This is a genomic window from Neomoorella sulfitireducens (assembly GCF_024733845.1).
Taxonomy (GTDB): Bacteria; Bacillota; DSM-521; order Neomoorellales; family Neomoorellaceae; genus Neomoorella; species Neomoorella sulfitireducens.
The window spans coordinates 31,200-52,649 of record NZ_JANRHG010000017.1; the positions used below are offsets into that span (position 1 = coordinate 31,200).

A 21,450-nucleotide genomic window follows, 5' to 3' on the forward strand; every position below is an offset into this window, starting at 1 on the left:
AAAGGAAGATTTTATTATGGGAAAAACCGTGTTAGTTGATTTGAGCCATCCTTTTGGTGACAAATGCCCCCTGTGGCCGTATTTCGAAGATGTAAAGATTGAACGCGTGCATTATATGGCAAAATCAGGTGTATTATCACAAAAGATAACGACAGTAATGCACTGTACCACACATGCTGATTCACCGGCACATGTTGTAGAGGGCACTGAATTCACCCATGAGATCCCGCTGGAGAAGTATTATGGGACAGGCGTGGTAGTAGATATTCCAAAGAAAAGATGGGAATTGATTACCGCCAAAGATCTTGAAAACGCCACTCCCAAGATTCAAAAAGGCGATATAGTAATAATTCATACCGGATGGCATCGTTATTGGGGCGACAGCCAGCAGTATTTCCTGTACTCACCGGGCCTGGGCCGGGAAGCAGGCGAATGGCTGGTAGAAAAAGGAGTAAAAGCCGTTGGTGTTGACCAGCAAGCCCTCGACCACCCGCTGCATACAGCTATTGGCCCGCACGGCCCGGGTCCCTTGCGTCCGGATATTTGTAAAGAGTATAAGGAATTGACCGGAAGAAATGTGGAAGATGATTTTCCCGAATGGGAACCCTGTCATAATTTACTTCTAAGCAACGGGATTGTAGGCTGGGAAAATGTGGGTGGAGATATTGAAATGGTTGTTGGCAAACGAGTTACTATCGCCGGTTTCCCCTTGAGATGGTACAAAGGGGATGGGTCGATCGTTAGGCTGGTCGCTTTTATTGACGAGGATGAAATTAATAATGTTCCACCAAGAGTTTATAAATATGGTACATTCTAGTTTTAGAACGGCATGGCAAGAGACGGGTTAAAAACCTGTCTCTTGCCAGATTATAATAAGGGAAGGCGAGGCTTATGGATAAAGTAATTTTAACTGTGGCTCCCACCGGTGCCTGGCCGACGAAAAAGGATACCCCCTATGTTCCTTTAACACCGGAAGAAATAGCAGATGAAGTTTATGCATGCTATAAAGCAGGGGCTTCAGTTGCCCATATTCATGTTAGAGATGATGAAGGCAAGCCATGTATGCACTATGATAAGTTTGAAAAAACTGTTAAACTCATTAGAGAGCGTTGCGACATTGTGTTAAACCTTACTACTTCAGGTGGTCTGGGATTTACGGATGAGGAAAGAATGAAGCCTTTAATAGAATTAAAACCAGAATTGGCTTCATATGACTGTGGTTCAATGAATTGGATGCATACTTCGGTATTTATTAACAGTCCAAGCTTTCTAGAAAAACTTGGAAAAGTCATGAAGGAAAACAATGTAAAACCGGAAATTGAGGTATTTGATCCGGGTATGATTTATAATGCTTTATATTATTTAGAAAAAGGAATTCTAGAACCCCCGCTTCATTTTCAATTATGTATGGGAGTGGCAGGTGGGATAGCTGCTACGGTAGAAAACCTGGTTTATATGAAGAATTTACTTCCAAAAGATTGCACATGGAGCGCCTTTGGGATAGGTAGAACGCATTTGCCAATTCTTTATGCCACTTTAGCTCTCGGTGGCCATGTAAGAGTGGGCATGGAAGATAATATATTTTATGCAAAAGGTGTTTTAGCAAAATCGAACGTAGAATTTGTAGAAAGGACCAAGAGAATCGTTACTGAAATGGGGAAATCAATTGCTACTCCGGATGAGGCCAGACAGATATTAGGAATTAAAAAATAATTATTGAATTAAATGGTGGCGGTTGCTTTGCGTTTATACAGGTATACCGCCACCCTATATAACTATAAAACGAAAAATACTGAAGAGGAGGGATGATTCTAAAAACCAATTTATTTCATTCATAAGAAAAATTAGGCAAAGGAGGTTTGAAAATGGGTATTAAAGCAAAAATGGTGGTTTTGCTCGGGTTGGTTTTGAGTTGTTTACTATTGCTTTGGGGCTGCGGTACACAGAATAAAGGGTCGGGAGCTTCAAATTCAGGACAAACTTCAGCCCGACCTGAGAGGGATTACATTCTGATTGGACGTCCAAATCCAACAACTGGCCCAATTGCAGGTTTTGGCGAGGGAAGCCCCTGGGTGGAGGAAAGGTTGTTGGAAGAGGTAAATAAGGATGGCGGTATTTATATACAAGAATTAGGCAAAAAGCTCCCGGTTAAAATCAAAGTTGTTGATACTGAGAGTGATCCAACGAAAGCCGCCGAGGTTGCGACCAAATTAATTTTAGAAGATAAAGTAGACCTTATGTTGGTTATGCACACTCCGGCTACCGTCAATCCGGTTTCCGCAATTGCTGAACGCTATCAGGTACCCTGTATTGCCCTTGATGCACCGGTGGAGGCATGGTTAACTGGTGGCCCGTATCAGTGGAGTTATTTGGCTTTCTGGACTACCGACGCTGTAGCTGATGTTTTTGTTGGCATGTGGGATGAAATAGCAGGAGATACAAATAAAATTATTGGTGGGCTTTGGGCAAACGATGCAGACGGCAAGACTTTTTCCGAGTCCGTTGCTAAAAAAATATCTGCCAAGGGATATAAGATGGTAGACCCGGGAAAAATTCCCGCCAACACGAAAGATTTTACAGCCTCAATTAACAAGTTTAGGCAAGAGAATGTTGAGATACTTGCAGGTAATATGGTTGCTCCTGATTTTGCAACTGCCTGGCGGCAGTTTCATCAACAGGGGTTCATTCCCAAGATGGCGACAATTGGCAGGGCTATCCTCTTTCCCACTGACGTTGCCGCTCTGGGCGGTGATTTACCTATGGGCTTGACGACGGAAGTATGGTGGTCACCGTATCATCCATTTAAATCGTCTATTACAGGGGAAACGGCTCAAGAACTATGTGATGCCTGGACCCAGGCAACCGGAAAACAGTGGACAGCACCCCTTGGTTTTAAGCACGCGGGCATAGAGATTGCTGTTGATGTGCTTAAGCGTGCCCAATCTTTGGATAAAAACAAAATCAGGGAAGCTATTGCCCAGACAAAGTTGGATACAATGGTAGGTCCAATCAAGTACAATGAGAAACATTATGCGGAAACGCCCGTGGTTGGCGGCCAGTGGGTGAAAGGTGAGAAATGGCCGTGGGAACTTAAGATTGTCTATAACAAGGAACACCCGGAAATCCCGAAAACAGGAGAGTTGCTGTTCCCAATAAACAAATAACAAATTAGTTAATACTTGCTTGCGCCGGGATTCCCATTTAGGGACTCTCGGCGCAAGAAAAAAGGTGTGTAAAGGTGTATGGAAAACGTACTTATTGTTGAAAATTTGACCATCGCTTTTGGGCAACTCCTGGCTGTAAATTCGCTATCTATCGAAGTAAGAGAAGGAGAAATTCTAGGAATCATTGGTCCTAATGGTTCTGGCAAGACGACATTACTGAACGGGATAAGCGGATTATATAAGCCTAAAAGTGGTAGCGTGATTTTTAAGGATATTGATATCACCGATTTTTCCCCTTCCAGGAGATGCAGGCTCGGTATAGGCAGGACCTATCAGGTCCCACGGACCTTTGAAAAAATGACTGTTTATGAAAATGTTCTGGTAGGAGGAGTGTATGGTGCCTCTTTGAGCGAGAAAAAGGCTAGATATAAGGTATATGAAATACTGGAACTAACCGGGCTATTACATAAAAAGGATTTATTTGCTGGAAGTCTTGCTCTCTTAGATCGCAAAAGATTAGAAGTAGCCAGGGCGTTAGCAACCAATCCTCAGCTTTTATTGCTGGATGAGGTAGCTGCCGGTCTTACAGAAGCTGAAGTTAATGAGGTTCTACGAATTGTAAAATATATTAAAGAAAGTGGCGTCACTATTATATGGATAGAGCATATTCTAAGGACAATGATGGAAGCTGCGGACAGGGTTTTATGTATTGCCTCAGGTAAAAAACTTATTTGTGGCAATCCAAAAGAAGTATTGGCTGCTGAAGAGGTACAAGAAGTTTATTTAGGAGTGGAAGAAGGTTGACAACGGCTAATATAATTCTGCAAGTAGATAATGTTGATATTTATTATGGTGATTTTCAAGCCATCCGCAACGTTTCTTTTCAGGTACCCGAAAGATCTATAATATCCATTATTGGCTCCAACGGGGCGGGAAAATCGACATTATTGAAAGCAATCGCAGGCCTTCTGAAACCGTATAGCGGGAAAATAATATTTAAAGGAAAAGATATTACCGGATTGATGGCAAACAAGATAGTTGCTGAGGGTATTTCTCTGGTGCCGGAAGGCCGTAGAATTTTTCCACGTATGACTGTATATGAAAATCTTATTATCGGTTCATATACACCAAAAGCCAGGAGGAAAAATAAAGAGCTATTAAATAAGGTGTTTGAGTTGTTTCCCGTTTTGAAAGAAAAATCGCAGCAAATTGCGAGCAATTTGAGTGGTGGCCAGCAGCAAATGCTGGCAATTGGCAGGGCCCTTATGTCTGATCCTGAACTAATTATATTTGATGAGATATCCCTGGGGCTTGCTCCACTAATAGTAAAAGAAATCTACCAGAAAATATCAGAAATCAACCGGGAAGGTACTACGGTAGTTCTGGTAGAACAGGACGTTAGGAGAAGCCTTAAAGCTTCCGAGTTTAGCTATGTTATGCGTGGGGGGGAAATTGTTTTAACTGGTAAATCGAGCGCTCTTGAAGAAGAAGATGTAAAGGTTGCCTACTTTGGCCTTTAATATTGTAATCCTGGAGGAAAAAGTATGGTACAAGATTTTGCGCAACCCATATTAAACGGCATTTTACTTGGCGGGCTATATGCCGTGGTCGGAATAGGGATGGCCATGATTTTTGGTATAATGCGAATCACTAATTTAGCGCATGGTGATTTGATGGTTCTCGCTAGTTATCTAAGCCTGGTTATTATAAGCGGGCTGGGCATAAATCCTTTTGTCACCCTTGTTATTGCAATACCAGTCATGTTTTTTGTTGGGCTTATAGTACAAAGCGCTCTAATAAACAGGGTCTTAAAGAAGGGAAATGAACCCCCGCTTTTAGTTACCTTTGGGCTCTCCATTATTATACAGAATGCTTTATTATTAATTTTTACTCCTGACGCAAAGATGTTGATGAATAGCCTTTCTACAAAAAGCATTTTTCTTACTAACTACTTAAGTGTTCCCGTCATTTATTTGGTGGATTTTATAATTGCTGTTGCGCTTATCCTTGTATTTAATCAATTTTATCAAAAAACATATCTGGGTCGGGCCATCAGAGCCGCATCTGATGATGAAGGCGCGGCTGAACTTGTAGGTATTAATACAAGAAGAATTTATGGTATTGCCATGGGAATTGCTATGGTTACAGCAGCTATTGCAGGAGTTCTGGTAGGGATGACTTTTACCTTCTATCCTTTTACCGGCACTCAATATTTAATAATAGCTTTTGGTGTAATAGTAATTGGCGGTCTCAACAGCCTGTTAGGTGTTTTAGTCGGTGGTGTTATTCTGGGATTGGCGCAACTTATAGGTGCTGAGTTCGTTGGCACAGGTTATCAGCTACTTGTTGGGTATATTATATTACTACTTGTGCTAGTGGTAAGGCCGCAAGGGATTTTTGCAAAGAATTAGCTTGCCTTGCCAAATATGGGAAAGGAGTGCGTCACCATCGTTATTAATGATATTCGTAACTATAAATGGTTTATAATTACAGGATTAATTGCCGTACTTTTAACAATACCCTTCTGGGCCTCTAATTATACTGTTTCTATATTTTTACTTATATTTATGTATTTAGCTCTGGCACAAATGTGGAATCTGTTAGCGGGATATGCCGGGCTAGTTTCATTAGGCCAGCAAATGTTTATTGGACTCGGTGGCTATACACTGGCGGTCCTTACTGAATTATACAGGGCTCCCCTATGGAGCAGCATTCTTATAGGTGGGGTAATTTCTCTTATATTTGCGCTAATAATATCTGCCCCCATATTCAGGATGCGCGAGGCATATTTTACAATAGGCACATGGCTTGTAGCCGAGGCCTTGAAGATTTTCTTTAGTAATTGGGGCTATGTGCGCTATGGACAGGGATTTTTTATTACTGCTGCCTATCAATTAACAACTACCCATATGTATTACATGGCTATGGTGATCGGGCTCGGTTCAGTAGCCGTTGTATATATTATCCTTCGCTCCAGGTTAGGGCTGGGCTTGATGGCTATAAGAGATAATGAAACAGCAGCCGAGTCGATGGGTGTGGAAGTTTTTAAAGCAAAACTTATTTGCTTTTTAATCGGAGCTTTTGTAACAAGCATCGCTGGCAGCATATTTTATCTTTACCAGGTATTTATTCAGCCGTATGCTGCATTTGGGATTGACTGGACTGTAGCGATGGTATTTATCGTTATTATTGGAGGTATAGGTACCATCGAGGGACCGCTGGCAGGTGTCGTGATTTATGTACTGTTGAGACAATATCTTTATAACTATGCCGGTATAAGTATGCTGGTTTTGGGATTAATAGCTATTGTTTTAATTCATGTCGCCCCTAAAGGATTTATTGGAACATTACAAGAAAAACTAGGATTTGAGTTTTTGTCGCCCCGGAGGAGGTGAAGTTAAATAAATAATATAAAAAACAAAGTCACTCAATATGGTATTAAATAACATGCATAATATTGTTGATTTTAAATTAAATAAAAAACAAATAGATTAAAGGTTTCCGCAGAAAAGCTTCCAGGCAAGGCTAAAAGAAGGCTTAAGGGGGGATAAAATATTATTTTATGGATAAAACGCTTGAAGCAATTATAAGTGCTGTTCCTACTTTTAGGGCAACCTTTCCTTTTGATTGCATGATAGCTATATCGGATCAAGAAAAATTTATATTTTATTTACCAGGAATCAAGATGAAGCACGAATCTCCCATAGGTAAACCAATAAAACAGGGCGATGGTTTATGGGAAGCTATTAATAATAAACAAACATATACTAATGTTATTTCCAAAGAAATCTGGGGGTTTCCATTTAAAAATATTAGTACGCCAGTTTTTAATGAACATAAAGAGATTGTTGGAGCGTTTGGCTTGGCATATAGTCTAGAAAATCAAGAAATATTAATAAATGCTGCTCATACAATAGCATCGTCTTCACAAGAAGTTTTAGCTTCCAGCGAAGAGTTATTAAAAAATGCCACGATACTTCACAATAAGATGGATAATCTTAGAGAAGCGAGTAAACTAATGTTAAGAAAAATTGAACAATCGAATCAGATATTATCTTTTATTAAAGAAGTTGCATATCATACAAACATTTTAGGATTAAATGCAGCTATAGAAGCTGCTAGAGCAGGGAAATCAGGAAATTATCCAATAGAAGTACTGTATCGGTGAAGGATATTAATAATTTACTTGATATTATAATAAAAGAGATAAATAATATTGATATGTTGATTGTTCAGGCTGATGATATTAGTTATAATCAGAAGTCTACAACGCAAGAAATTAACAAAGCAATTGAATCACTGGCTCATTTAGCCGAAAATATTCAGGAACTTGCACTAAAGATATAGCATAATAAAACGCTGCTTATTGTGTATGATTACAACGAAATTACGACTGCGACGTCAACCTTTTAAGCATGTAGGAGGTAAAAGTAAATGTCCTTTAAAGAACTCAAGTTTACAGCAACACTTTATGGGTTAGAGAAGCTAATCCGCATTAAAGCAAAGCGCTATCCATCGTACGCAAGGCATCTTGCAACGAAGGATATAACGGCGCAGGTTAAGCTAAAGGACAACACGGCAGGAAGGTATTATATATTTAAAAACGGCAACGTCACCTCAAAAAGCGGGATCCATCCCAACCCGGACGTCTGTATGGCCTTTGAAGACGTAGAAGTGGCTGCCAGGATATTGAAACCCGGCAGGAACCTGCTGGACTTCATCAATGCCGGGAAAAATTTTCAGTTGGCGATCCAGGGAGCCGACGACCAGGTAATGTGGTTTTTAGAAACATTAAACCAGCTATTCACCCTGGGGCTGGAATACGGCACGGATATGGGCAAGGGCGTCAAGCGGTATACCAGCAATACTAACGGGGGGCCGGTTTTCGTCTATGTAAAGGACGGCAAGATCATCCGCATCACCCCCATAGAATTTGACGAAAAGGACGCCCGGCCCTGGACGATAACCGCGAGAGGAAAAAACTTCACCCCGCCGCGGAAAACGACGGTATCCCCGTATACCCTGGCATGGAAGTCCATGGTATACTCCCCGGACCGGCTGCTGTACCCCCTGAAGCGGGTGGATTTCGACCCGCACGGCAACAGGAACCCGCAGAACCGCGGGATATCCGGGTATGAAAGGATAAGCTGGGACGAAGCCCTGGACATAGTCGCCAGTGAAATAAAACGGGTAAAACGCGAGTACGGCCCTGGGGCCATTATGAACGGCAGCGGTTCCCACCACACCTGGGGCAACCTGGGCTACTGGCTTAGTACCAGGCTGCGCTTTTTTAACTCAGTTGGATTTACGCCCATAACCCACAATCCCGACAGCTGGGAAGGCTGGTACTGGGGGGCGGTGCACCACTGGGGCCACACCATGCGCCTGGGCGGGGCGGAAACTTACGGCACGGTAGAAGACCTGCTGAAGAACTGCGAGATGGTAGTATTCTGGTCCAGCGACCCGGAAGCCACGAGCGGCGTATATGGAGCCCACGAAGGGACGATACGGCGGCAGTGGCTAAAAGAGCTCGGCATCAAGATGGTGCACATCGACCCCTATTATAACCATACAGCGGCCTGGCTGGGAGGCAAATGGCTGGCCCCGAAACCGGGGACAGACAGCGCTTTAGCCCTGGCCATAGCCTATGTCTGGATAACGGAAAACCTGTACGATCAAGAATATGTAGCCACCCGCACGGAAGGATTTGAAAAATGGAAGGACTATATCCTGGGGAAAGAAGACGGCATTCCCAAGACGCCGGAATGGCAGGAAGAAGAGACAGGGGTGCCCGCCAGGGACGTGCGGGCGCTGGCGCGGGAATGGGGCAAGAAGAAGACCTATCTTGTGGCCGGCGGGATAATAGGCTTTGGCGGCGCCTGCCGCACGGCCACCGGAACCCAGTGGGCGCGGGCCATGGTATGCCTGATGGCCATGCAGGGGCTGGGCAAGCCCGGCGTCAATATGGGCTGCCTGCAGCAGGGTACGCCCGTAAACACCAAATTCTATTTCCCGGGTTACGCCGAAGGAGGGCTTTCGGGCGACCTGGAAGGCACGGCCATGGCAGTGAGCCTGTACCAGCGAATGCCACAGTTGCCGACCGTAAATACAGTATACCAAAGGGTTCCCCGGCTGAAAATTCCCGAAGCCATCCTGGAAGGCAGGTGTATTGGGTACCCGACGGACTCCAAGACAATTGAAGGCCAGTTTTTAAAGTATGAGTATCCCGCACCGGGTTATCCGAAAGTTAAGATGTACTATAAGTACGGCGGTTCCCACTTCGGCACCATGGTAGACACTAACCGTTACGCCAGGGCTTACCGCTCCGAAGAACTAGAATTCGTCGTCAACCAGTCCATCTGGTTTGAAGGGGAGGCCAGGTTTGCCGACATCATCCTGCCGGCCTGCACCAGCTTCGAACGATGGGATATCGGCGAATTCGCCAACTGCGGGGGCTATATCAACCACTCCTACACCCAGTGCAACCACCGGGTGATAGTGTTGCAGCACAAGTGCATCGAACCCTTAGGCGAATCCAAATCCGATTACCAGATATTTTTAGAACTGGCCAAGCGGCTGGGGCTGGCCATACCCTACTCCGAAGGCATGACGGAACTCGACTGGTGCAAGAGGATGTTCGACGCCAGCGACCTGCCGCAATACATCACGTGGAAAGAATTTCTCAAGAAAGGGTACTTTGTTGTACCCAACCCACCGGAGGAACTCCGTGACCCCGTAGCCTACCGGTGGTATGCCGAAGACCGGCCCAAAGACACCCCGGAGATATCGCCGCTGCCGGCAGACTATACCGAGGAGTACGGCAAAGGACTGCAGACCCAGTCCGGCAAGATCGAATTCGAATGCTCAAGTCTTAAACGCTTCGACCCGGACGACCCGGAACGACCGGTAATCTGCAAATACCTCCCGGCCTGGGAAGGGCCACACACAACCGAATTATATAAGAAATACCCGTTGCAGCTGATATCTCCCCACCCGCGCTACAGCTTCCACACCATGGGCGACGGCAAAGGCAGCTTCATAAACGAAATCGAAGACCACCGGGTACAAATAGACGGGCACTACTACTGGGTGATAAGAATAAATCCCGAAGACGCAGGAGCCCGCGGGATAAAAAACAACGACCTGGTAAAGGTATACAACGACCGGGGAGAAGTAATCTGCGCGGCCCAGGTAACGGCCCGGGTACGCCCCGGCACCGTGCATGCCTACGAATCATCAGCCCTGTACGAACCCCTTGGAGAACCTGGCAACTCGGCAGACCGCGGCGGCTGCGTCAACATTCTCACGCCCAGCCGGATGATCATCAAAAAATCCCACGGCATGGCAGCCAACTCCTGCCTGGTGGAAGTAAGCAAGTGGGAAGGAGAGAAATAGCATGACAAAAAGATACTACCTCATATATGACCTGGCAAAATGCATCGGCTGCCACAACTGCCTGATGGCCTGCAAAGACGAACATGTCGACAACGAATGGCCCGGGTATACCCTGCCCCAGCCGCGGCACGGTCATAAATGGATAAACATTCACAGGATAGAAAGAGGCCAGTACCCACACATCGACGTCAAATATATAGCCCGGCTCTGCCGGCACTGCGACGACGCGCCCTGTATCAAAGCAGCCGGCGGCGCGATATATAAAAGGCCGGACGGCATCGTCATGATAGACCCCGGGAAAGCCAGGGGAAAGAAAGAACTAACCGCAGCATGTCCCTACGGCATGATCTTGTGGAACGAAGAAAGAGAAGTCCCCCAGAAATGCACCCTCTGTGCCCATTTAATCGACCAGGGGTGGCAAAAGACCCGCTGCGTCCAGGCGTGTCCAACCGGCGCCTTGAGGCTTGAGAAATTAACTAAAGAAGAAATGGAACACATGATAAACGAAGAAAAACTGGAAGTACTGGACCCCGGGCACGATACAAGTCCGGGAGTATATTACAAGAACCTGTACCTCTATAACAAATGCTTTATAAGCGGTAGCGTGGCCGTAGAAATAGAAGGAAAAACCGAATGCGCTGATGGTGCGAAGGTAATACTGCGGCAGGGACAAGAAGAAATCGCTGCCACGACAGCGGACTGCTTCGGTGATTTCAAATTCGATGCTTTGCCTAGAAATAGCGGGTTATATATTATTGAAATACTATTTGATGGCTGTGAAAAGAAAATCATTGAGCTTGAATTGAAAAATAGTCTTAATGTGGGAACAGTTTTCTTAACATGAAAACCAGCCGCAGCAGGAAAGCACAACGTTCATTAATTTCATACCTAAAGTTTGCACCCACTGCCGCAATATAACGAGGTATGAAAGACCCACGAAATATAATGGGCCTATAGGTTAAGAAACAGAAAAATATACGGTTTTCTAAGACGCTAAGGTTTTTTCTTGAACTTTTTCAGGGGTACTAAAGCGATATAATAATGATAGAAACATGATACAATAATGTATCGGTTGATACTAAGAATAACAGCATGAAGGATATGCTTTATAGTTAACTGATAGAATTAATTATCGTTTTTTGAAACGACTACTGTTTATAATATGTTTTTATAAGGATGTTTTAATTGGCATGACATTTGCTTTTAAATTTTAGTGTAGATTTTTATCCTATAAAAACAAGAATTGGGCAGCCTTCCTCGACCAAAACGCATTTTTATATATTTTTATAAATGACCGGTTAACCCCTCCATATGAAGATAACTGATAATGAAAGTCAGGATAATCTCCAGGTCTGTTTGGTCGAGTAGAAGTACGCCTTGCGGCATACCCTCCCTCATAGAACCGTGTGCTAGAGCAATTAACACACCAATAAGCCTATTTTAGAAGCACCTGACATGATGTAGAGGTGAATGAAAGCATGAACAATAAGGCCTATATGGTTCCTAATCCTTTAACCCCCAATCAACCAGTAAGGTTTAACTACGAACTCTGCATTGGCTGCAACAACTGCGTAGAAGTATGCCGTACAGATGTAATAGTACCTAATCGAGAAAAACGTAAACCGCCTATAGTATTATATCCAGATGAATGCTGGTATTGCGGATGTTGTGTTGATGCATGTAAGGTTCCGGGAGCTATAATATTTATACATCCTCTAAACCAGAGGATTGGTTGGAAGCGAAAGGAAACCGGCGAATATTTTAGAGTAGGAATGAAAAACCCACAATTTATCAATAATAAACAGCCAATAGGAGATTTAAAACAAACTCAGGGAGGAACTAATATTAACCTATAATTGGCAAGCAAATTTTAATTAAGTGCCATGACAAGATTTTTGGTGCGCCAGGGTGAGCTTTGTGTCTCCAACCGGATAACACGTGGGCAGTGTTACAGGCATATCCGATCGGTATTATTATGCATAGCTGAGTAGCGATCCGAGGTATAGGAAGCTCTAATCTTGTAAACTTCTATAGACCGGTCGCGAGGGAGGACCAACAAAAGGTTGTCAGAGGAAAAAGGCGTATGAATGAACCAATATGAGAAATAAATATGGGGGCCAAAATAGTAATAAAAACCAAAGGAACTGCAGGATCTTTTAGCCTTAACATGGGATCACCCTGAAGGAAAAGGAGGTGGTGTGGCGAATATTATTCATAGGAGTTCCTCCTTCTGGGTTTTCTTGTTTTCTCCTACTTACTCTTATAAGATTCGATCCAGAGGATGGTAACTCCTTCTGTTTTGTAAAATAATTATCATGTTTCCTGAGAAGCTAAAGCTTTTGTCCTGAGTTTTTCAGGGGTAACTAACTAAGTCGCCTATTTTCGGTACCTATTTCTCTCTATACCCCATAGGGGATGGGGAGAAAAAATAGGCTCCTCGCTACGCTATTTCGTATGGGTAAAACCAAATATCGAAAGAGGTGCCAAAAAATAAATGCCCTTGCCCTTTGAAGGGCTTGAGTACCAACGTTTAGGAGTTTTCGAGAACGTACCTAAAATAAGGGAGGGAGGGAGTATATGACATAATTTTTATTAAAAATATCTTGGTAACGGAGGTCACAACAAAATAGAGTTATTTTATATTTAAACCTAAAATAGGAGGGGTTTTAATGAGAAAATCCTATTTGGTATGTATAATAAGTATATTGGTGATTAGCCTGATGCTTGGCGGATGTGGTCAAAAACAGACTGCTGACACTAATTCAAGTGCTCAAAAGCAACAGGTTTACGAACTAAACTTTCAATCTGATTACATGGAAAGTCACCCAACTGTTGTTAATGTATTTAAACCCTGGATTGAAGAAGTGAAAAAGCGCAGTAACGGTAGGTTAGTTATAAATTACTATAATCCCAATGCACTATGCCCCACAGAAAAAACGTATGATTCTGTAGTAGCGGGTATAATTGATATAGGTGCTGTTCCTATGCCATTTACTCCTGATAAATTCCCGTTGGGTGAACTCCTGGATTTGCCATTTATTGTTCCCAATTCTGAGGCGGGAAGTTTACTGATATGGAAGCTCTTTGAAACAACACCAGAATGGCGGGACCAATTTAAGGATGTTAAGGTATTATGGCAATGGGTGAGCGCACCTGTTCAGCTCCATACTGTTGCAAAGCCGGTACGAACTCTAGAAGACATTAAAGGTCTGAGAATTCTTAGCCCAACTCCTAGTGATGTTGAGACAGCCAAAATACTTGGTGCCTCTCCTATTAAAGTATTACCTCCAGATATGTATATTGCCCTGCAAAGAAAGTCGGCTGATGGAACCTTTATTCCGGTGGCTCCGGTAAAATCTTTAAAACTTGATGAAGTAACTAAGTATCATACTATGTTGAATATAAGGGTTACTCCTTTCTATGCAGTTATGAATGTAGATACATGGAATAGTCTACCTGATGACTTGAAAAATATTTTAATAGATACAACTGGCACTAAAATGGCTCAGGCATGTGGAGTATCACTTGATGAAGGAGCAGCTAGAGATGTTGAGCGGATTAAAGAACAAGGAAATACTTTTATAGAATTTAATCCTGAAGAAAAGGAAAAATTGATCAAAGCTGTTGAACCATTATATGAAGAAAAGCTCAAACAGCTGGAGGCTAAAGGATATTCGAATGCGAGACAGATATTTGAAAATATAAAACAGCTAGCAGAGAAATACTCCAAGTAGACTCAAAGAGGCAGCCTTAGGTTATGTTTACTAAGAAGTAAGTTATCATAAACGCGCTCCGGCAAAATCCCTTGCAGGAAGCTATACTTCGGAAGCACTGAGAAATATAATGTTCCTGAATCCGTGATAACCCAATAGCAAAATATCTGGATGTGGCCCAAACCTCGCGAAAAAAATATAATAGGCTGGATGTCAAATGAATTCATCTTCACCTGCGAACTGTAGCTATGAAATTCATCATTGAACAGTCTGATGAAAATACTTTACCCTCCTTGCCGGACTGGTTCTGGTTTGTTAGTGCGAGTTCTATCCAGTTGTGATTATCACGGATTCAGGATATTTTTAAAAAAGGAGTGCTTAAAGTGCCTCATGAAGGTCGTTTTATAGTTGATACTCATGGACACATAACTACACTGTATAGGAAAAAAGGTGGCGGTGAGACAAAAGTTTGGAATGGGTTGCCTTCTGATCCGAGGGATGGTGAAGTGGAATACTTTGATAATTCTCCTTTGACCCTTTATGATATGGAACGATATGGAATTGATATGCTGATTCTCAAACCGAGTGTTGTAGGTACTACCAATGAAAAACAAGCTGAACTGGTTGAAAGATATCCAAACAAATTTCGTGCGTATTGTGCTGATCAAATGACAAAAATAAAAGCCGCTCGTGGAGAGAGTAAATGGAGCCTTGAAGCAGCAGCTCAAGAAGTGGAGGATGCGCTAAAAACTGGTAAGTACGTCGGTATTGGCGAATTTGTTCCCAGAGACTGGAGGAGAGAGAAGATCTATTCATTCGAGGAAAGATTGGAAGAATACCGTGTTTTCATGGAACTAGCCCGCAAGTATAATGTTGTTGTAGACTTTCACGAATTTGCCTGGAATTATGAGTGGGATGTTTGGAAATTATTATTAAGGATTGCCTCGGAGTATCCTGATGTACCTATTGTTGTTTGTCATGGTGGTCATTCAATAGGAGCTTATATTAGAAAAGAGGATTATATTCGAAGAGCATTGGAAGTCGCAGGGTTCCCACTGCTTAGAGAGTCAAATGTTTTTCTGGAGGTAGGAACCTGGCCGGCAGAATACATGAAGATTGCAATAGACGATCCTAATGTTGGACCAACGCGGCTTCTATGGGGGGGAGACTATGGACATGTTCCCCAGTATATCGTTTCCTGCCCTGTTGGACCGGAATCATCTATTTGTGCAACTGCAATGAAAAAATTTCCTGCCATTCCTAGTTATCAAATAGACTGGTGGGGTTGGCAACTTCATCAAATTCGTAAGCTAAAAGACTGGTATCCTCAGGATATAATTAATTTAATATTAGGTGGAAATGCTGCTAAACTTTATAAGCTTCCGGTACCATATGAAAGAATGTTTTTAGATGGAAGACCTGACGTTTATGGTGTTGATTGGGAAAAATCAATACCATTTATCCCCAAAAACCTAGTCATTAACCCAGACTAATTATAATTATTCTAACTAAAGTACCCTATCATACTTATTGGGTATTTCTGATAACCGCCTATTCATAGAACTGCCCTTGCAGGCATATGTGGCTACACTTTAGCATCGACTTTTCTATTCATATCTTCAACTGCGGTTAGTTTTGATTTAAGGGGTCTCTCACTGCTGCTCTTTAAAAAAGGGGGGTAGTAGTCAATTTCAGTAGTACAGCCTGTACCGCTGGTATTTTATCATTATGCCATGAGTATTATGTTATAACATGCCAGGTTGGTTTTGAAACTAATGAAATATTTGGGATGTAAGCTTGCTAAGAATAGGAGCCGGGCAGATGAATAACATAATCTTTACAGTTCCGGGGTGTACCCGTTGCAAGATTGTTAAAGATTTCATGAAGGAAAAAGGTATCGCTTATGTGGAAAAGGACATAAAGGCGGAAGGAAAAGAGGAGTTCCAGCAGTTTTATACTGCCAACCGGAAAAGCATATACCGCGGTGCTGAAGGGATAGAATTCCCCATCTTTACTGACGGTAATAAAATTTGCCAGGGGATCGGTCCCGTGCTGGCCTATCTTAACTCGGGGGAAAAACTGGCAGGATATTTTAGCGTAGGCACTCTCCATCGGGAGTGGGTAGACGGGATACACATTTCTTCGGGCAATTCCAAATATGCTGATGATCTAATGTCTGTTTTACGCTATCTAAAAGGAAATGCTATGAAACTTAAAGTGGACACAAACGGCAAGCACAGCCATATATTGCAAATGATTTTGGACAACGCTCTAGCAGATAATGTCGTTATGAACGTTGTTGGCCCACCGGATTTATACAGCACGATATTGGAAGAAGAGGTTGACCTGCGGGATATAGAAAAGACTATTTCCCTGGTACCAAAATTTCCGGAATATCAATTCCAGACTACCATAGTACCGGTAATGCGTCAGGAAGGGGAAGCCATTAGCTACCTGACACCCGAAGAGGTCGCCCTGGCTGCAAAATTTATTGAAGAGGTAACAAGGAGCAAGAAGCATCCTTACTTAATCAAATTGTTTAACCCTCGCGAGGCAAAAGATGAACGTTTAAAATCATTGGAACCCCTTTCTCCTAATATATTGTTCAAATATAGAACGGTGGCAAGGGAATATCAGATGTTCGCAGAGGTTGAGCGTGAGTAGGTAAAGCATTACTATAACCTAAAACAAAGGAGAGGAGTATTATGACCTATCCAAGTGTTTATCCCACAGGAGTTACCATTTATAACCCGGAAAAATGCTGGAACGGCTACACCGTTTTTCAAGCTAAAGAACTTGGAGCACTGGTAATTGACATGAACGGCGCGGAGGTCCAGTTGTGGAAGGGGTTGCACGGCTTTCCCAACAAGCTTTTACCAGGCGGCTACGTAATGGGCCATACCGGGGAAAGAAACAACGCCTACGGCATGCAGGATCAGATCGATCTGGTCCAGATGGACTGGGAAGGGAATATTGTCTGGAGGTTTAACAGGTACGAGTATATTGAAGATCCCGGCGAGAAGCCCCAGTGGATGGCCAGGCAGCATCATGATTACCAGCGTGAAGGCAACCCGGTGGGGTACTATGTACCGGGTATGGAACCGCGGGTTGATGGGGGGAACACTCTCATCCTTTGCCACAAGAACCTTAAAAACCCCAAAATCTCGGATAAACTCCTGCTCGATGATACCATTATCGAGGTGACGTGGGAAGGCGACATCGTCTGGGAATGGATATGTAGCGACCACTTTGATGAATATGACTTCAGCGAAGAAGCGAAAAACATCCTTTGCCGTGATCCCAATATGCGTCCGTCAGGCGGTGGTATGGGTGACTGGATGCATATCAACTCCATGTCCGTTCTTGGCCCCAACAAGTGGTACGACGCTGGCGATGAGCGTTTTCACCCGGACAATATAATCTGGGACGGCCGGGAAACAAATATTATCGCCATAATAGAGAAAAAGACGGGAAAAATCGTCTGGAAGCTGGGTCCTGATTACAATACCAGCAAGGAGTTGAGGGAGCTCGGCTGGATTATCGGGCAGCATCACGCCCACATGATCCCGCGAGGACTGCCGGGTGAAGGCAACATCCTGGTCTTTGACAATGGCGGCTGGGCCGGATACGGCGCACCCAATCCAGGCGCACCAAAGGGTATAAAAAATGCCCTGCGGGATTATTCGCGCGTGCTGGAGATTGACCCGGTTACACTGAAGATAGTCTGGCAGTACACGCCGGTAGAAGCAGGATTTGTCCACCCTGTTGATTCTAACCGTTTCTACAGCCCGTTCATCAGCAGCGCCCAGAGGCTGCCCAACGGCAATACCTTGATTACGGAAGGTTCGGGCGGGCGACTTATAGAAGTAACGCCAGAGCACGAAATTGTGTGGGAATATATTAGTCCATACTGGGGTAAAAACATGAAGATAAATATGATTTACAGGGCCTACAGGGCACCATATGAATGGATCCCGCAGCTAGATCCTCCAAAAGAAGTACCCGTTGAGCGCATTGATGTAACTACCTTCCGTGTGCCTGGTGCTGCCCCAATCGGTCGTAAAAAAGAAACCATCGTAGAGGGGGTTTTGCCGTACCAGGGTGATGCTGCTCTTTGTGTTGCCGCCGGTGACGAGGTGGCTGAATAGTTTCCTTGTCAAAGAATTGCGTGGCGTTGGCGTAAAGAGGCGCCTGTCATCATGGGGCTTAGTATAAATCGTACGGCCGTAAGGCGAAGGAAAGCAAGGGAGAGGACAATTAATCTCCCGTTTAACCCGCTTGTTGACAGCTTTCATTGGGCAACGCCACTTAATTCGCGAACGATTTTTATCGAAGTCGTTGTAGACCATAAGAAGACCGGCCGGGCAGTGTGGGATGCCGAATTTATTAACCTCCAGGGAAGGCATATGACGAAAATGAGTATGGTTTTTAGAGTTAAGATCAATAAAAGGTCCAATCTCCCTGGATTGATGTAGGCGATAGAAGTCATAAACATCATGGGCGGCATCCCACAAAGCCTTAGCAATCTTAAGGTAAGGCCAAAAGCTCTCTAAACTGGGCCAAGGCCACTACCTTTTCGGCTTCGAAAGAGCCAAAGAAAGCAGTCTTTCCCGAAAAAACTGCTGGAAATCAGAGTGGCAGCGGCAGGAAAGGGGCATAAACAAAACACCACCTCAAATAGGGTATTGGAAGATGTTTCGCCTCACTTTGGTGGCATTTTGATGAGTCAAGGGCTAAAATTAGCCGAAGAAATAAAAGCCCTGCCTGCAAGGGTTAGAGTACCAATGGTTGGGAGTTTTAAGAACGTATTTAATTTTTAATCAGGAGGAATTAGATGAATTACTACAACAAACTAATAGAAGAAAACGCAATTGAATGGCCTTACCCAGTGAAGTATGATAAAGAAAATGAAGATAGTTCTGATGTCCTGATCATTGGTGGTGGAATAGCAGGTTGTTATGCTGCTATTAGTGCAGCTAAAAGAGGAGTTCAGGTAGCAGTTGTTGACAAAGCTTCTGTGAAGAGATCAGGTGCCGGTGGACCAGGTGTTGATCATTGGCACTTGGCACTTACTAATCCATGCTCTAAAATTACTCCGGAAGAAATGATAAGTGTTTTAGAAGATTATGATCCTTATATTTCCGGACATGCATATTATATAACTATGAAAGAAAGCTATGATGCTCTTCTGGATTTGGAAGAAATGGGTGTAAAGATTAGAGATATAGATGATAAGTTTGTTGGTGCAGAATTTAGAGATGAAGAAACAAAGTTAATGTTTGCTTATGATTATGAAAACAAACATATTATACGTGTACAGGGAGCAGATGCCAAACTTGCATTGTGTAAAGAATTAGTCAGACTGGGAGTTAAAATATATCATCATGTTATGGCGACAAGTTTGCTCACAGAAGGAGGAAAGCAAGGAGGAAGAGTTGTAGGAGCTACTGGAGTAAATGTTCATACTGGAGAGTTCTATATTTTTAAAGCGAAAGCAACAATCCTTTGTACAGCTAAACCTCTTAGGCTATGGAACTTTTCAACTGAGCTTATAGGATCTAATGCCGCACATGATGATCCAAATTGTGCAGGTGATGGATGTGCTATAGCATGGAAGGCTGGAGCAGAGTTAATGATGATGGAGAAAAGTATGCCGTCATCAGGTGGCTATCGTTATCCGGCATATGGTACTGGTAATGCACATAATACCTGGTATGCATGTACGATAGTTGATGCAAATGGTAAAGAAATTCCCTGGGTAGATAGAGATGGCAGGATTTTAAAAACAGTATCTGAGCGTTATCGACCGGCGCCTGGTCAGAAGTTCTTTCTTCCCTGTTACGGCGGTGATGCTCCTTATGAAATTCGTGGACCACATCTTATCCCGGATTTGTCTGCACGTATAAAAAACGGGGAATACAAACTACCTTTTTATGCCGATTTGCCTAGTATGCCGGAACACGAACGTAAAGCTATATTTGGGCTAATGGTAGGTAATGAAGGTAAAACCAAGATTCCTATATATAAAACATATACTGATGCCGGGTTTGATCCTGATAAAGATATGCTTCAGGCGAATGTTTTGCATCCTGATTTTGCAGGGTTATTTGAGCCCTGGTGGGATGTAAAGGCTACCGGGATTGCCGGTCCACAATCGCGAGAAACTGCATTTAAAAATGCGGGAGGACTAGTAACTGATTGGGATCTTAAGACAAGTCTCGAAGGTTTATTTGCAGCAGGGAACCAGGTGGCTGGAATTGAAGGATACGCAACGGCAGCTGCCACCGGAAGATATGTAGGAAGAAAAGCAACTGAATACGCTTTAACAGCAGGGGAGGCAATGATAGATAGAGAACAAGTGGAAAGGGAAAAGGCTCGCGTTTATTCGCCAGTAAGGAGAAAAGACGGGATAGGTTGGAAAGAATTACAGTTAGGATTGTGTAGAATTATGCAAGACTATTGTGGTGAGTATAAATCGGAGGAAATACTTCAATTAGGTTTATTGTGGCTTAGTTCATTTAGAGAAAGTGAACTACCGAATCTTTATGCTTTAAACCCGCATGAGTTAGCGCGTGCCTTAGAATGTGAAGTGCGTCTTACTGTAGGGGAAATCATTATGCATGCATCATTAGCAAGAAAAGCAAGCAGTAAGTTTTTAGATTTTAAAAGAATGGATTATCCTGATTTTGACCCACCCGAATGGAATAAATTTGTTACAATTAAATTAGATAAAGGAGAAGTTAAAGTTAATTATAAGCCCTTTAAATACTGGCTTCAGCATCCTTATAAATCTACTTATAAAGAGAATTATCGAGAACATTGTGGGCTGTAAAAGTAGACTTTCGTAACTGCCCTTAAAGGGAAGCGAACCCCCTAAATCCATTCTAATTGGCAGGTATTAGCCAACCAACATCAAATGCTTATTATTAAATTAATCGTATTTACTTTTATGGGAAAGGTCGTGGAGATGACCCGGGCTACGGTAGCCGTATTGCAAGAAAAAGTGGCTACGCTCCAACACCACCTTTTTCTACCATGTTTTCGACTGCGAATAGCTTTAATTTAAGGGGTTTCTTACATCACTTCTTGAGATGCCGGGTAAACAAATTATAGTTCTCCCCTGAAAAAGCTCGTACTTTTGTATCGTATAATTTGTATCGTATAAAGGGATTTTATAC

18 protein-coding genes are annotated in these 21,450 nt (G+C 43.2%); all 18 read left to right on the forward strand.

Annotated elements, in window-relative coordinates:
- The first annotated feature begins 16 nt into the window (after nucleotides 1-16).
- The 18 genes from NWF31_RS13220 (at nucleotide 17) to NWF31_RS13305 (ending at nucleotide 21,104) form a co-directional block, all read left to right on the forward strand.
- Entirely contained in the window at nucleotides 17-817 is an 801-nt protein-coding gene (locus tag NWF31_RS13220; RefSeq protein WP_258360981.1) for a cyclase family protein, read from the forward strand.
- A gap of 74 nt (nucleotides 818-891) precedes the next feature.
- On the forward strand, nucleotides 892-1,713 hold the full coding sequence (locus NWF31_RS13225) for a beta-keto acid cleavage family enzyme (protein ID WP_258360982.1): 822 nt from the start codon (nucleotides 892-894) through the stop codon (nucleotides 1,711-1,713).
- 152 nt (nucleotides 1,714-1,865) lie between these two features.
- A complete protein-coding gene (locus NWF31_RS13230; RefSeq protein WP_258360983.1) occupies nucleotides 1,866-3,164 on the forward strand; it encodes an ABC transporter substrate-binding protein in 1,299 nt (432 codons plus the stop codon).
- Between the two features lie 78 nt (nucleotides 3,165-3,242).
- Entirely contained in the window at nucleotides 3,243-3,968 is a 726-nt protein-coding gene (locus tag NWF31_RS13235) for an ABC transporter ATP-binding protein (protein WP_258360984.1), read from the forward strand.
- Nucleotides 3,969-3,982: 14 nt separating this feature from the next.
- Nucleotides 3,983-4,684 (forward strand): ABC transporter ATP-binding protein, encoded by a 702-nt coding sequence (locus NWF31_RS13240; protein WP_258360997.1) that lies wholly within the window; start codon nucleotides 3,983-3,985, stop codon nucleotides 4,682-4,684.
- Between the two features lie 24 nt (nucleotides 4,685-4,708).
- Nucleotides 4,709-5,575, forward strand: a complete 867-nt coding sequence (locus NWF31_RS13245; protein WP_258360985.1) for a branched-chain amino acid ABC transporter permease — start codon at nucleotides 4,709-4,711, stop codon at nucleotides 5,573-5,575.
- A 15-nt stretch (nucleotides 5,576-5,590) separates the two neighbouring features.
- Nucleotides 5,591-6,559, forward strand: a complete 969-nt coding sequence (locus tag NWF31_RS13250) for a branched-chain amino acid ABC transporter permease (RefSeq protein ID WP_258360998.1) — start codon at nucleotides 5,591-5,593, stop codon at nucleotides 6,557-6,559.
- A 167-nt stretch (nucleotides 6,560-6,726) separates the two neighbouring features.
- Complete coding sequence (locus NWF31_RS13255) at nucleotides 6,727-7,332, forward strand: methyl-accepting chemotaxis protein (protein WP_277999038.1); 606 nt, start codon at nucleotides 6,727-6,729, stop codon at nucleotides 7,330-7,332.
- On the forward strand, nucleotides 7,329-7,511 hold the full coding sequence (locus tag NWF31_RS13260; RefSeq protein ID WP_258360986.1) for a hypothetical protein: 183 nt from the start codon (nucleotides 7,329-7,331) through the stop codon (nucleotides 7,509-7,511). Before NWF31_RS13255 ends, NWF31_RS13260 begins: the two co-directional genes overlap by 4 nt.
- A gap of 87 nt (nucleotides 7,512-7,598) precedes the next feature.
- Nucleotides 7,599-10,559 carry a molybdopterin-dependent oxidoreductase gene (locus NWF31_RS13265; RefSeq protein WP_258360987.1) on the forward strand — a complete coding sequence of 987 codons (2,961 nt, stop codon included), beginning with the start codon at nucleotides 7,599-7,601 and terminating at the stop codon, nucleotides 10,557-10,559.
- A gap of 1 nt (nucleotide 10,560) precedes the next feature.
- The gene (locus NWF31_RS13270; RefSeq protein WP_258360988.1) at nucleotides 10,561-11,403 is read left to right on the forward strand and encodes a 4Fe-4S dicluster domain-containing protein; all 843 of its coding nucleotides are present in this window, start codon (nucleotides 10,561-10,563) and stop codon (nucleotides 11,401-11,403) included.
- 634 nt (nucleotides 11,404-12,037) lie between these two features.
- A complete protein-coding gene (locus NWF31_RS13275) occupies nucleotides 12,038-12,415 on the forward strand; it encodes a 4Fe-4S dicluster domain-containing protein (RefSeq protein ID WP_258360989.1) in 378 nt (125 codons plus the stop codon).
- Between the two features lie 813 nt (nucleotides 12,416-13,228).
- Nucleotides 13,229-14,293, forward strand: a complete 1,065-nt coding sequence (locus tag NWF31_RS13280; protein ID WP_258360990.1) for a TRAP transporter substrate-binding protein — start codon at nucleotides 13,229-13,231, stop codon at nucleotides 14,291-14,293.
- Between the two features lie 362 nt (nucleotides 14,294-14,655).
- Nucleotides 14,656-15,765, forward strand: coding sequence for an amidohydrolase family protein (locus NWF31_RS13285; RefSeq protein ID WP_258360991.1), 1,110 nt, complete (start codon nucleotides 14,656-14,658; stop codon nucleotides 15,763-15,765).
- Nucleotides 15,766-16,093: 328 nt separating this feature from the next.
- Entirely contained in the window at nucleotides 16,094-16,936 is an 843-nt protein-coding gene (locus tag NWF31_RS13290) for a glutaredoxin (protein ID WP_258360992.1), read from the forward strand.
- A gap of 41 nt (nucleotides 16,937-16,977) precedes the next feature.
- Complete coding sequence (locus tag NWF31_RS13295) at nucleotides 16,978-18,420, forward strand: aryl-sulfate sulfotransferase (RefSeq protein WP_258360993.1); 1,443 nt, start codon at nucleotides 16,978-16,980, stop codon at nucleotides 18,418-18,420.
- Nucleotides 18,421-18,906: 486 nt separating this feature from the next.
- Nucleotides 18,907-19,092, forward strand: coding sequence for a hypothetical protein (locus NWF31_RS13300; RefSeq protein WP_258360994.1), 186 nt, complete (start codon nucleotides 18,907-18,909; stop codon nucleotides 19,090-19,092).
- A 14-nt stretch (nucleotides 19,093-19,106) separates the two neighbouring features.
- Complete coding sequence (locus NWF31_RS13305; protein ID WP_258360995.1) at nucleotides 19,107-21,104, forward strand: FAD-dependent oxidoreductase; 1,998 nt, start codon at nucleotides 19,107-19,109, stop codon at nucleotides 21,102-21,104.
- Nucleotides 21,105-21,450: the final 346 nt, after the last annotated feature.